The sequence below is a fragment of the Mesorhizobium sp. M8A.F.Ca.ET.165.01.1.1 genome, assembly GCF_004792065.1.
GTDB lineage: Bacteria > Pseudomonadota > Alphaproteobacteria > Rhizobiales > Rhizobiaceae > Mesorhizobium.
Genome location: NZ_SRTH01000007.1, coordinates 251,581 through 264,969 on the forward strand (window position 1 = coordinate 251,581; position 13,389 = coordinate 264,969).

Genomic DNA, 13,389 nt, shown 5'->3' on the forward strand with positions numbered 1-13,389 from the left:
GGTGTTTTGCGGCGCAGCATAACCGATCACCGCTCAGAATCGAAAGCCGGGACTGGCGCGTCTGGTGCAGTCCAGGCGCCTCTTCATCCCGCCTTTACAGCCCCGAACCGCAAGCCATCCATCAACAGCTTGACCAGCCGGCGCGAGCGGTCGCGCCATTCAGGGGTGTCGGGTGCCGAGTAGATGCCGCCCAGCGCGTGCAGCACGTCGGAGGCATCGACGTCGCCGCGGATGGTGCCGTCGGCGACCGCCGCATCCACCAGTTGCCGCAGCGCCTGCGACACTCGTCCCGACGTGTCGGAAAACAGCGTCGAATTGGTGGTGAGAAGGATGCGCAGGCTGGTCGCCAGGCCGCGCTTGGTGGCGATATAGTCGACGAAGCGGCGCATCCATTCTTCCAGCGCGACATCCGAGGGATGTTTTGCCGCAAGCTCGCCAGCCGCTGCGCACAACCCCTCCACCTCGCGGCGATAGACCACCTCGACCAGATGCTCGCGCGTAGGGAAATGGCGGTAGAGCGTGCCGATGCCGACGCTGGCGCGCCGGGCGATCTCCTCCAGCGAGGCGTCGATGCCGCGCTCGGCGAAGACCGAAGCCGCCATCTCGACCAGCCGGTCACGGTTGCGTTGCGCGTCCGCGCGCAACGGCTTGTCGGCGGCGGCGGGTTTTTGGTCGACGGTTGTGGCGGGCTCAAAAGCCAATTTTTTCTCCACCAGGGATATGAGGGCTTGAACCATGCCTGGCCAGCCCCCACGTAAATAAACGGAGGCGCCTCCGTTTTAGTGGAGCACCTTTATCATATAATCAGGGAGCCCGGTATGTCACGTCTTTCGAAGCCGCAAGCTGTCAGCTTCCTCACCCGCGGTAGGTTGGCTGTCGCCTGACCTTGCCCTTCCCTTCCAAAGCGCCAATTCATTCCCTCAGCGTCAAGCAACTGGAGCCAGACGCCCATGACCAAAATCCCCGTCCATCTCGATATCAACGGCCGGCATCACAAGTTGCAGCTCGAACCGCGTGTCACGCTGCTCGATGCCTTGCGTGACAGGCTCGGCCTGACCGGCACCAAGAAGGGCTGCGACCACGGCCAGTGCGGTGCCTGCACCGTCCATGTCGACGGCGAGCGCGTGCTGGCCTGCCTGATGCTGGCAGCCCAGGCCGAAGGCCGCACCATCACCACCATAGAGGGGCTTGCACGGGAGGGCGAACTGCATCCCGTGCAGGCTGCCTTCCTCGAACAGGACGCCTTCCAGTGCGGCTATTGCACATCGGGCCAGATCATGTCGGCGGTGGCCTGCATCCGCGAGGGCCATGCCGGATCGGATGAGGAAATCCGCGAATACATGGCCGGCAATCTCTGCCGCTGCGGCGCTTATCCGCACATCGTCGCCGCCGTGCGCCAGGCAGCACTGGAGGCCGCGTCATGAGGGATTTTTCCTATCTTCGCGCCACCTCGGCCGACGCCGCCCGCCAGGCGGCCGCGCTCCCCGGCGCCATGCTGCTCGCCGGCGGCACGACGCTGATCGACCTCGCCAAATGCGGCGTCGCCGAACCAGACACGCTGGTCGACATCACCCATCTCGACGGGCTGGACCGGATCGAGATCGACGAGCGCGGCGCCATCATCGGCGCGCTCGCGACGATGAGCCATGTCGCCGACCACGCGGACATCAAGGGCCGCTTCCCCGCCATCTCGGAGGCGCTGTGGCAAGCGGCTTCGGCGCAGATCCGCAACATGGCGACCATTGGCGGCAATCTCATGCAGCGCACGCGCTGCCCCTATTTCCGCGATCCCTCGAATTTTGCCGCCTGCAACAAGCGCGAACCAGGCAGCGGCTGTTCGGCGATCGGCGGTGTCACCAGGGGCCATGCCGTGCTTGGCACCAGCGAGGCCTGCATCGCCATGTATCCCGGCGATCTCGCCACGGCGCTTGTCGCTTTCGATGCGATCGTTCATCTCGGCGATCGGCGCATCCTCGTCGATGACTTTTTCCTGCTGCCCGGCACGACGCCGGACAAGGAACACGCGATCGAGCCGGGCGAGATGATCACCGCCATCGAAATCCCCTCCTCCGCGGCCGTCCGGCGTTCGACCTATCTGAAGGTCCGCGACCGGCAGTCCTACGAGTTCGCCGCCGCCAGTGCAGCCGTCGGCCTCGAACTGGAAGCTGACGGACGCACCATCCGCGACCTGCGCGTCGCGCTCGGTGGCGTCGCCACCAAACCCTGGCGGGCGCGGGCCGTGGAAGACGCCTTGAAAGGCAAGATGCTGGAGCCGGAAGCTGTTCGCGCCGCCAGCCTGCTCGCCGTCGAAGGCGCTGTCGACCATGGCGCCAACCACTACAAGATCGAGCTCGCGCCGCGCGTCGTCGCACGGGCTATCCTCAAGATGGGAGAAACGGCATGACCGTTCACGACATCAGAGTTGGTGAATCGAAACGAGGCGATGCATCCGACGGCGGCGCCGACGCGGTCGGCGGCCGGCTGTCGCGCGTCGACGGCCCGGCCAAGATCACAGGTGCGGCCAAATACGCCGTCGAGCAGCAGCTCGAAGGGCTCGCCTATGCCGTGCTGGTCGAAAGCACCATCGCATCCGGCAAGGTGCGCGCCATCGACAGCAAGGCGGCCGAGGCGGCACCGGGCGTACTCAAGGTGCTGACGCCGGACACCATCATCAGCCTGAAAACCGCCTCGGACTGGTTCGGCACCCCGCCGCCCGACAGGCCCTACTGCCCGCTGGCGCGCGACATCACCTTTTCGGGCCAGCATGTCGCGGCCGTCGTCGCCGAGACCTTCGAGCAGGCCATGGCCGCCGCGGCGATGGTCAAGGTCAGCTACGACGAGACGCCTTCCATCGTCGACCTCAGCGACGGCAAGGCCGGCGACGGCATCCCCGTCGATGCCATGACCAAGGAATGGGGCGACGCCCAGGCCGCCTTCGCCTCGGCCCCGGTGCGGATCTGCGCCGCCTACAACACACCGCGTGAATACCAGGCGCCGATGGAGCCGCATGGCCTGATCGCCCGCTGGGAAGGCGACCACCTCACCGTGTGGGAGCCGAGCCAGTGGCTGGACGGCATGGCGCGCACCTATGCCGAATGGTTCGCCGTGCCGTTCGAGAATGTCCGGCTGGTGTCGCCCTATGTCGGTGGCGGCTTCGGCTCCAAGGCGCTGGCGCTCAGCCATGGCGCGGTGGCCGCAAGTGCCGCCAAAATGCTTGGCCGGCCGCTGCGGCTGGTGATGACGCGGGCGCAGACCTTTACCGGCTATGGTGGCCGCGCCGCGACCCGCCAGACGGTGACCATCGGCGCCGACCATGACGGCATGATCCAGTCGATCGTGCATCGCGGCGTCAACGAGACCTCGATCGACGGCATGTGGGTCGAGCCGCTGGGCTCGGTCACCTCGATCATGTACGCGACGCCGAACTTCTCCTCCAGGCAGAATGTCGTGCGGGTGAATTCGGTGGTGCCGGGCGCCATGCGCGCGCCGGGCGAAAACCCGTCGGCCTTCGGCATCGAAAGCGCCATCGACGAACTCGCCTACGAGGTCGGCATCGATCCGCTGGAAATCCGGCTGCGCAACTACGCCGAGCAGGATCCGCATGCCAAAAAAGCCTGGTCGACCAGGCAGTTGCGCGAGGCTTTTGCGGCAGGCGCCGAACGCTTCGGCTGGGCCAGGCGCACGCCCGAGCCACGCTCGATGCGCGACGGCAACCATCTGATCGGCTGGGGCGTGGCCGCAGGCACCTATCCGGTGCGGCGCGCCTATGGCGAGGCGGTCGTGCGCATCCTGGCCGACGGCTCGGTCGAGGTCGAAAGCTCCTCGATCGACATGGGTCAGGGCACCTACACCATCCTGGCGCAGACCGCCGCCGAGACGGTTGGCGTAGCCGCCGACGACGTCGTGGTGAAACTGGGGGACTCCCGCTTTGCCCGTGCCGGCGTCTCCGGGGGCTCACGGCTGGCCGGCGTGATGACCGGCGCGGTCTACAAGGCGGCGTCCTCGGCGCTCGACCAGCTGATCGGTCTGGCGATCGGCGATCCGCGCTCGCCCTTCCACGCGCTGCAGGCCAACACTTTGGTCGTCGCCAATGGCCGCATCACCGCGCCACGCGGCGACGGCCCCGATGTCTCGATCGCCGACCTGCTCAAAAGCGTCGGCCGCGACCGCATCGAGGCGACGGGCGACACCATGCCCGTCAATTCGACGGCGGAAGACCGCTACAAGAACTACACCACCATCGCCATGGCGCTGCCGCACACCGAGGGCGACTATTCCCGCCACTCCTGGTGCACGCATTTCGTCGAGGTGCGCGTCGACGAGGATTTCGGCACGGTGCGCGTGTCGCGCGTGGTTTCGGCGCTGGATTCGGGCCGGCTCTACAATCCGAAGCTGGCCGAAAGCCAATGGAAGGGCGGCATCATCATGGGCATCGGCCAGGCGCTGCTCGAAGAAGGCATCGTCGACCGCCGCCACGGCCGCATCGTCAACAACAACCTCGCCGACTATCTCGTCCCCACCAATGCCGACATCCCCGACATTGAGGTGATCTCGGTCGGCATCCCCGACCTGCATTCCTCGGTGCTGGGCGGAAAGGGCGTCGGCGAACTGGCTATCGTCGGCATGGCGCCGGCGATCGCCAACGCGGTGTTCCATGCGACGGGAAAGCGGATCAGGGATCTGCCGATCACGCTGGAGAAGCTGATCTAGACAGAGGCGTGGTGCGAGGCGCCCCCCTCTGCCCTGCCCGGCATCTCCACTCAAAGGGGGGAGATTGGCAGCTTTGGCGCTCCGCCAACTCTACAGCCTTGATCATTGGCGAAGACGATGAAGCGGATGATCTCCCCCCTTGAGGGGGAGATGGCCGACAGGCCAGAGGGGGGCGGCCAAGCGCAAACCTCACCATTCCAATGCGAACGCCAGCTTGCCGAAATGCAGGCCGCCGGCGGCCATGTGGGCGTAGGCTTCGGTCGCTTGATCAGGTGAAAACACCTTGTCGACCACCGGCTCGATCCGGGCCGCGCCGATGGCCCTGGCGGCGTCGAAAAGATCGGACACCGATCCGGTGTTGTTGCCGGTCACCTTCAGCGCCTTGATGATGATCGGCAGCAGATTGATCGTGGCTTCGGCGCCGGTGACGAAGCCGATAGTGAACAGCGTGCCGCCGGGCGCGGTGGCGTTGACGGCGCGGGCGAAGGTGGCGGTGCCGCCGGTCTCGACGACAAGATCGGCGCCGCGGCCATCGGTCAGTTCCAGCACCTTGCCGTCCCAGTCTGATGTCGCGCGGTAGTTGATGAGATGATCGGCGCCGAGCGCCTTTGCCCGCTCCAGCTTTTCGTCCGACGACGAGGTGATGATGACGGTGGCGCCGGCGGCTTTCGCCAGCTGCAGGGTGAAGATCGAGACGCCGCCAGTGCCAAGCAGCACGACGACCGAGCCCGGACCGACATTGGCGGCGCGAATGGCGTTCCAGGCGGTGGTGCCGGCGATCGGCAGCGTCGAGGCCGCCTCGAAGGACAGATGCGCCGGGACCGGCACCACCGAATTTGCCGGCAGCGCGACATATTCCGCCAGCGATCCAGGCAGCGAAACACCGCGCATCTGCGTCATCTCGTAGGGCCGCGGCGGCCCGCCGATCCAGCGCGGCTTGGCATGCGCGACGACGCGATCGCCGATGGCGAGCCTCGTAACGCCCTCGCCCAGCGCGACGATCTCGCCGGCGGCGTCGGCGACGGGGATGAGCGGGAAGCTCGGCCCGGGATAGTTGCCGCTCGCCACCGCCACATCGACGAAATTGAGGCTCGCCGCACGCTGGCGGATCAGCACCTCGCCGCGCTGCGGTTCGGGAGTTGCAACGGTGGCGGCGCGGAAGGCGTCCAACCTGGGCTGGCTGAGTTCGATGGCTTTCATGATTTCACTCCGGTGGAACGATTTGATGGATTGAGTGAACCTATTTGCTGCGCTATCTCTGGATAATCCTTGTTTTCTGCAATTGAGAACTGTGAATAATGCAGCAATCTCACGAACCCACGGCCCTTGCCGAGATGGCTGCCTTCGCCGCCATCGCCGAGGCGCGTTCCTTCACCAGAGCGGCGGCCCGTGTCGGGCGCGACGCGACCATCCTGTCGCGGCGCCTGCAGTCGCTGGAGGCGCGGCTGGGGGTGAGGCTGCTCTCGCGCACGACGCGCAGCGTGTCGCTGACCGAAGCGGGTGCCGAATTCCTGGTGCGTGTGCGCGCCATCCTCGCATCCGTCGACGAGGCCGAGGCCGTCGCGTCCGCGCATGCCGGGGGCGGCCCGCGCGGCCTGCTCAGGCTGGCGCTGCCCGGCACGTTCGGGCGCATGTGGATCGGGCCGCTGCTGCCTCAATTCCTTGCCGAATTTCCCGATGTCCGCATCGAGGCTGAATTCTCCAACCGCTTCACCGATCTGGTCGCCGAGAATTTCGATGTCGCCGTGCGGCTGGGCAGCCTGGAGGATTCACGCCTGGTGGCACGCAAGGTGGCGACGCGGCGCCGGCTGCTCTGCGCCGCTCCCTCCTATCTCGCCCGCAGGGGCCGGCCGGAGACACCGCAAGCGCTGCTCGACCATTCCTGCCTGGGCTTCTCGGGCTTCCAGACCTTTCCGGCCTGGGAGATGACCGACCGTGAGGGCCGGCGCGCGCGCGTCGAGGTTTCGGGGCCGTTGGTCACCGACGATGCCGAGGTGCTGGTCCAGGCCGCCGTGCAAGGCATCGGCCTGATGATGAGCACCGACTGGCTGGTCGGCCGCGAACTCGCCGATGGCCGGCTGGTATCCGTGCTGGAGGAGTGGACGCTGGCGGACGAAGGCGCGGTCTATGTCGTCACGCCCTCGGCCAAGGGAAAAGCCGCCAAGACCCGCGCCTTCGCCGACTGGATCGGCAAGCGCTTCGCGCCGGAGCCGCCCTGGCGGCGGTAAAGCCTCTGACCCGCTGGCGGTAGAGACTACGCGCTCCGCCTTCAGGGTCCGTGAGCCGCCAGCGGCGTGCCGATATCCGACACGAGTTTGACGAGGTCGGCTTGGCGTCTGGTGCCGGTTTTGGCGAAGATTCGATTGAGGTGGGTCTTCAAGGTGTTCTCACCGATGCCGAGCGACGACGCGCTCTTGGACGCTGACAATCCGCTGCCGATCCGCAGCAGCACCCGCGCCTCCGCGGGTGTGAGGTCGAACAGCGTGGTCAGAACGGCCTCCGGGAGGGGAGAAGACGATGTCGTCGTCGATATGAACACTGCCGCGCATGCCGGCCGGAAAACCGCGCGCGCCGTTCCTTCAGTCAGCGGCAACACATAGGCAACGGCGGGCGGCTGGCCCTGGGCCGAAACCGGCAGCCCTATGCCGCGCGCGCCAAGCGAAGCATCCGCGCTCGCCGCACTGGCGATCGCGTCCAGCAGAGCGCGGGCCACCACCGGATTCTGTGACTGGAGCACGCCGTTCCTGGAGAGAATGGGACCCTGCACCGAAAACATCTGTTCGGCGGCCGCATTCGCATGGAGGATTGCTCCGTTGGCGTGGGTAAGCACGACAGGCACAGCCAGATGATCGAGCGCCTGGCGATAAAGATGGGTGGTGAAGCGGCCCTGGTCGAGCAGATCTCCGATCAGCGAAGCACGGCGCAGATGCGGCGAGAGCAATGCCAGGAAATGCTGCTCTTCGATCGAAATACCTCCCCTGCTGGCGCGCGTGGTGCAGCCCAGAAGCCCGATTCGGTCCGGCGTATGAACGAATTTGGTGATGCAAGCCTCGCGCAGTCCCTGCGGTTTGGCCCAGTTCTGAAAAAACGGCGTCAGCTGGAGTTCGCTTTCGCTCATGAGCGACAGCGTCGCAACCGGCCGGTCGACATCGCCGACCACCGCTGCCTTCAGTCCGGGAATTCCATCAAAGTCATAGTCCTCCTCTAGCACCCGCATCTGCACGGGATCCCAAGGCGACTGAGCCGCGAAGCGGCCGCTATTATGGGCGGTGCCGGCAAGGGCGATGGTGGTGTAGGCCGCGTCGACGGCTTTCGTGACGCGGGTCATGACTCCGGCCCAGCCTTCCGGGTTCAAGACGCAATCATAGATATCGCCGATAATCGAACTCAGGACTTCGCTGCTCAGCCTTTCCACCACACCTCCAGGCACGCCCCGATCTCGCCTCGGAGGAATTTGTGACGTCATACTTTTGGATGACGCCAGTCGCGGCCGCTCTCGACTATGGGTTCAACTTGATCGCCTGAACGCCGGGCCGCCACTGTTGCCGGTTATTGTCGCAATGGAAAGCATCGCGTTCGATATTTTTTAAGCCGTGGATACTTGTCGAGGTTCCCCATTGTCTCGAAAGACGGTGTTTTCATCGGCGCGGCTGTCACCGCATCTTGACGAACGCGAACGATTTTCCCTGTGGCAAGACATCCATGTCGCGGAAATATTGTCGGTCGAACACGGCAGTCCAGAAAACCTGCCCTTCGAAGCGTCCATCGAGGCCACGGCTGTCGGTTCAGTGGTTCTCGGCCAGATGTCCGGAACCATCGAGCAGGCGACAAGGAAAGCGAGCAACATCGCCAATGACGGTTATCTGTTGCTGATCAACAAGGCCGACACCGTGTTGTCAGGGGTACAGGTCGGCCGCGAATATGCCGTCGGTCAGGGAGAGGCCGTGCTCGTCACTGCATCGGAAGCTCTGAAAATGACCGGTGCCGACAGCAATGTCTGGACGAATGTGGTGATCCCACGCGCGATCCTCCTGCGTGCCTTCCCGCAGATCGATGACAGGCTGGGGTTGAAGATCGGCGCCGACAGCGAAGCCCTCGATCTTCTCAAACGCTATTGCCTGCTTCTTGAAAGCGGCAGCCCGCTTGCCTCGGCGGATCTGATCACGCACGCGACGGACACGATCGTGGATCTGATCGGCCTGGCGACCGGCGCGAAAGGTCGGGCTGCCGAACTGGCCGGGCTTCGAGGCCTGCGCGCTGCCAGGCTGGAGGCCGTCCTGGCAAGGATCGCCGAGGATTTTATCGATCCCGGCATCTCCGCCCAAAGTGTGGCGCAACAACTCGGCCTGTCGGTGCGCTACGTCCACGACCTCCTTCAGGAGACGGGAATGAGTTTCTCCGAACGCGTTCTCGAACTGCGTTTGCAGAGCGCCCACAGGATGCTCTCGCACAAACACAGCGACATGCGGGTCAGTGACATCGCCCTGACAAGCGGATTCAGCGACGTATCGTACTTCAACCGCTGCTTTCGTCGCCGCTTCGGCTATACGCCGACAAGCGCCAGATAAGTTTGCACCTTTCGGTCCGATATCAGCCCGTGCGAGGCCGAATCCGCAGCGCCTGCGCGACCGATGACGCCGAACTGCCACAGTGCGCGCAAAAGACGCTGCTTTTCGCTCCAGTCCAATTCCAGTGCCGCCCTGCCCAAGACAAGGCCGGGCTCCAATGACATGTCAGCCTTCAGGGTGAAACAACTGTCATGTCAGGGGGTTAAATGCCGCGGAATGCATTTGGAGGCCGCAAGGCTAACGCGTTGAAATGCCTGGCGCTGGCCTCGACTGCGCTGGTCGGCCTTGGCCAGCCGATCCCTGCATCGGCAGCCGAGGTCTGGACCGGCGCCGCCTCCACGAACTGGTTCGCCGCCGGAAACTGGAACCCCGCCGCTGTCCCGACATCGAGCGACGACGTGATTCTCGATCCGGTGTTTCCGCACCCGGCCGTGGTCGATGCGGCGAGTGCGGCCGCCCACTATCTGTTTGTGGGCACCATTGCCAGTTACTCGGGCTCGCTGACGATTACGAACGGCGGCACCCTCTCCGACACTGCCGGCTATCTCGGCTACGTTTCGAACGCGAGCGGCACCGGGAGCGTCACTGGCCCGGGCTCCGTCTGGAGCAACAGCTCCGACCTTTTCCTTGCCTTGAGCACCGGCAGCACTGGCACCTTGAAGATCTCCAGCGGCGGCGCTGTGAGCGACACCGTGGGTCATGTCGGCTACGGCCTGGGCACCGGCACCGTAACGGTGGACGGCCCGGGCTCGACATGGACCAACAGTGGGGATCTCTACATCGCCGAATTTGGCACCGGCACGCTGGACATCACCAATGGCGGAGCGGTCAGCAATGCCATGGGCACCATCGGTTGGCACGCGGGCTCCAACGGCGCGGTGACGGTCGACGGAGCGGGTTCGATATGGACGAATTCTTCCCACCTGTTCGTCGGCGATCAGGGCACTGGTGCGCTGAACATTTCGAAAGGCGGCAAGGTCAGCAATCTGAGCGGCATTCTGGGCAATTTGGCGGGCTCCATTGGCACGGCAACTGTCGACGGTGCTGGCTCGACCTGGGCGAACGCAGCGCTCGCGGTCGGGAACGCGGGCTTCGGCGCGCTGACGATCACGAATGGCGGCGCGGTCACCAGTTCGGTGGGTTATGCCAGCTATGACGTGGGCTCCAAGGGCCTGGTGACGGTCAATGGTGCTGACTCGACCTGGACCAACACTTCCGACCTCTTCATCGGCTTCCAAGGCCAGGGCTCGCTAACGGTCTCGAATGGCGGCGCGGTCAGCAACGCCTTGGGCTACGTCGGCGACTTCGCGGGCTCGACAGGCACCGTCTTCGTCGATGGTCCCGGCTCGACCTGGAGCAACAGCGCGGATCTGTATGTCGGCAATCTCGGCGCCGGCAACGTGACGATCACCAATGGCGGCGCCATCAGCAACGACACCGCCTATGTCGGCAACTCGGCGGGCTCGACCGGCATGGTTTTCGTCGACGGTGCCGGTTCGACCTGGACGAACGCAGACCTGTTCGTCGGAAGTGCCGGCACGGGCACACTGGTGATCTCGCATGGCAGCACGGTCAGCAGCGATACTGGCGTCATTGGCTCGCAGGCGGGCTCGACCGGCACGGTGATTGTCGACAACGCCGGCTCGACCTGGACCAACAGCGCGGATCTGTTTGTCGGCGATTACGGCACCGGCACGCTGGCGATCTCGCATGGCGCGGTCAGCAACGGCTCTGCGATTATTGGCGCGAAGGTGGGCTCGACGGGCATGGCGTTTGTTGATGGCGTCGGCGCGACCTGGACAAACAGTTCTTCCCTCGTTCTCGGCGGTTACGGCGCCGGCACGCTGGCAATTTCAAACGGCGGCATGGTCACCGACGCTGCTGGTTATCTGGGTTTTGATGTCGGATCGACGGGTTCGGCAATGGTCAGCGGCGCGGGCTCAACCTGGACGAGCAGCAGCCTCCTTATTGTCGGTCAGCGCGGAACCGGTTCATTGATCGTCTCGAACGGCGGCACGGTCGCCAATGCCGATGGCTATTTGGGCTTTAATGGCGGATCCATCGGTACCGCCAACGTCAGCGGCTCCGGCTCGACGTGGACCAGTAGCGGTGATCTCAACATTGGAGGTAGTGGCACAGGCTCACTGACGATCGCGAATGGCGGCGTGGTGTCGGCCGGCGGCGTGGTCAACATCGCCCTTCTGGCGGGCTCCGTCGGCACGCTGAATATCGGTGCAGCGAGCGGATCGCCAGCGGCGGCGGCCGGCGCGCTCAATGCGGCGAGCGTTCAGTTCGGACAAGGCGCGGGTGCGATCAACTTCAACCACACCGACACAAGCTACACCTTCGCATCGGCGATCGGCGGCGCGGGCTCGATCGACCAGATTGCCGGCACGACGAACCTGACGGCCAATTCGAGCGGCTTCACCGGTGGAACCAATGTGAACGGCGGACGGCTGGCCGTGAACGGTTCGCTGGCCAGTTCGCTGGTGACGATCACGGGCGGAATGCTAGGTGGCAACGGCACGGTTGGCGGCATCGTCGCACAATCAGGCGGCGTCATCGCACCGGGCAATTCGATCGGCACGCTCAATGTCGCGGGCGACATCGACCAGGCGGCGGGCTCGATCTACCAGGTCGAACTCACCTCGACCGGCCAGTCGGACCTCATCCTGGCGACGGGCACGGCGACGATCGCCGACGGCACGGTCCTCGATGTCGTCAAGACGGACGCCGCGCCTTATGTGCCGGGCACGCATTACACCGTGCTGCAAGCCGATGCGGGCGTCACCGGCACCTACACGCTCAGCGGGGCCGGCCCCTTCATTGGCCTTATCGCCAATTACGACCCCACGCATGTCTATCTCGATGTGGTGCAGGCGAAGTCCTTCGCCTCGGTCGGCCTGACGCCCAACCAGATCGCAACCGGCGGCGGCGCCGAAAGCCTTGGCAGCGGCAATCCGCTCTTTGATGCCATCTTTGCCTTGCCGAGTGAGGCAGCCGCCCAGGACGCCTTCGACCAGCTCTCGGGCGAAATCCACGCCTCGGCCAAGGGAATGTTGCTGGAAGACAGCCGTTTCATCCGCGACGCCGCCACCAAGCGAATCAGCGCAGCCTTCGGCGATGCCGGCGCAGCCGCATTGCCGGTCATGGCCTATGGCGAGGGCGGGCCCGGGATGGTGGCCGCCGACACCGACCGCTTCGCCGTCTGGGGCCAGGCCTTCGGCTCCTGGGGTCAAACCGGCAGCGACGGCAATGCAGCCAACTTCGATCGCTCGACCGGCGGCCTCCTGGTCGGCGCCGACAGCCCGATCGGCGACTGGCGGGTCGGCATCATCGGCGGCTACAGCCATTCGTCCTTCGACGCCGACGACCGCCATTCCAGCGGCGCCAGCGACAACTATCATCTCGGACTCTACGGCGGCACCAATTGGGGCGCCATAGCCTTCCGCACCGGCGCCGCCTACAGCTGGAACAGCATCTCGACAAAACGCTCGGTGGCCTTCAACGGCTTCGCCGACCAATTGTCGGCTGACTATGACGCCGGCACGGCGCAGGTGTTCGGCGAACTCGCTTACAAGGCTGGTGTCGGCCGCTTCAAGTTCGAGCCCTTCGCCAATCTCGCTTATGTCAGTGTGCATGCTGACGGCTTCACCGAGCAAGGTGGCGCCGCCGCGCTGACCAGCGCCAGCTCAACCACCAATGCCACCTTCACCACGCTCGGGCTGCGCGCCTCGACCGACGTCGCGCTCGACGGCATCAGCGCGACCGCGCGCGGCACGCTCGGATGGCGCCACGCCTTTGGCGACGTCACGCCGACCTCGACCTTCGCCTTCGCCGGCGGCGATGCTTTTGCCATCGCCGGCGTGCCTGTCGCCAGCGACAGCGCGGTGATCGAGGCCGGCTTCGATTTGCAAATGTCGACCAATGCCACGCTCGGCCTGTCCTATGTCGGCCAGTTCGGTGGCCACAACACCGACAACGGCGCCAAGGCAGATCTCAGCGTCAGGTTCTGACAACGAGAAGGTCAGACAATTTGGCGGCAGCAAGGGCGAAGACGGGGAATCTCCCGCACGCGACCGAGATTGGCAGTTCCGATGCTGGCTCTCCT

The 13,389-nt window shown here is 65.2% G+C and carries 9 protein-coding genes; 6 read left to right on the top strand and 3 right to left on the bottom strand.

The features are described from left to right. Positions 1-83: 83 nt before the first annotated feature. The gene (locus EN808_RS20820) at positions 84-701 is read right to left on the bottom strand and encodes a TetR/AcrR family transcriptional regulator (RefSeq protein WP_135916776.1); all 618 of its coding nucleotides are present in this window, start codon (positions 699-701) and stop codon (positions 84-86) included. Between the two features lie 249 nt (positions 702-950). On the opposite strand from EN808_RS20820, the gene EN808_RS20825 reads away from it, so the two are divergent. The 3 genes from EN808_RS20825 to EN808_RS20835 are packed head-to-tail and all read left to right on the top strand — an operon-like array spanning position 951 to position 4,710. Then, on the top strand, positions 951-1,424 hold the full coding sequence (locus EN808_RS20825) for a (2Fe-2S)-binding protein (RefSeq protein ID WP_135916777.1): 474 nt from the start codon (positions 951-953) through the stop codon (positions 1,422-1,424). Continuing rightward, on the top strand, positions 1,421-2,404 hold the full coding sequence (locus tag EN808_RS20830; RefSeq protein ID WP_135916778.1) for a xanthine dehydrogenase family protein subunit M: 984 nt from the start codon (positions 1,421-1,423) through the stop codon (positions 2,402-2,404). Before EN808_RS20825 ends, EN808_RS20830 begins: the two co-directional genes overlap by 4 nt. Next, positions 2,401-4,710, top strand: coding sequence for a xanthine dehydrogenase family protein molybdopterin-binding subunit (locus EN808_RS20835; protein ID WP_135916779.1), 2,310 nt, complete (start codon positions 2,401-2,403; stop codon positions 4,708-4,710). The genes EN808_RS20830 and EN808_RS20835 overlap by 4 nt, the downstream gene beginning before the upstream one ends. A gap of 189 nt (positions 4,711-4,899) precedes the next feature. Here EN808_RS20835 and EN808_RS20845 read toward each other — a convergent pair whose 3' ends face one another. Next, positions 4,900-5,910: an NAD(P)-dependent alcohol dehydrogenase gene (locus EN808_RS20845; protein ID WP_135866062.1), complete on the bottom strand. Its 1,011-nt coding sequence runs from the start codon at positions 5,908-5,910 to the stop codon at positions 4,900-4,902. Positions 5,911-6,008: 98 nt separating this feature from the next. Here EN808_RS20845 and EN808_RS20850 point away from each other — a divergent pair, with 98 nt between their 5' ends. Next, positions 6,009-6,938: a LysR family transcriptional regulator gene (locus EN808_RS20850; protein ID WP_135916780.1), complete on the top strand. Its 930-nt coding sequence runs from the start codon at positions 6,009-6,011 to the stop codon at positions 6,936-6,938. 41 nt (positions 6,939-6,979) lie between these two features. Here EN808_RS20850 and EN808_RS20855 read toward each other — a convergent pair whose 3' ends face one another. Then, the gene (locus tag EN808_RS20855) at positions 6,980-8,125 is read right to left on the bottom strand and encodes a helix-turn-helix transcriptional regulator (protein WP_135916781.1); all 1,146 of its coding nucleotides are present in this window, start codon (positions 8,123-8,125) and stop codon (positions 6,980-6,982) included. A gap of 301 nt (positions 8,126-8,426) precedes the next feature. Here EN808_RS20855 and EN808_RS20860 point away from each other — a divergent pair, with 301 nt between their 5' ends. Both EN808_RS20860 and EN808_RS20865 read left to right on the top strand, forming a co-directional pair. Beyond that, a complete protein-coding gene (locus EN808_RS20860) occupies positions 8,427-9,278 on the top strand; it encodes an AraC family transcriptional regulator (RefSeq protein ID WP_245525109.1) in 852 nt (283 codons plus the stop codon). A 206-nt stretch (positions 9,279-9,484) separates the two neighbouring features. After that, positions 9,485-13,294, top strand: a complete 3,810-nt coding sequence (locus EN808_RS20865; protein WP_135916783.1) for an autotransporter domain-containing protein — start codon at positions 9,485-9,487, stop codon at positions 13,292-13,294. Positions 13,295-13,389 lie beyond the last annotated feature (95 nt).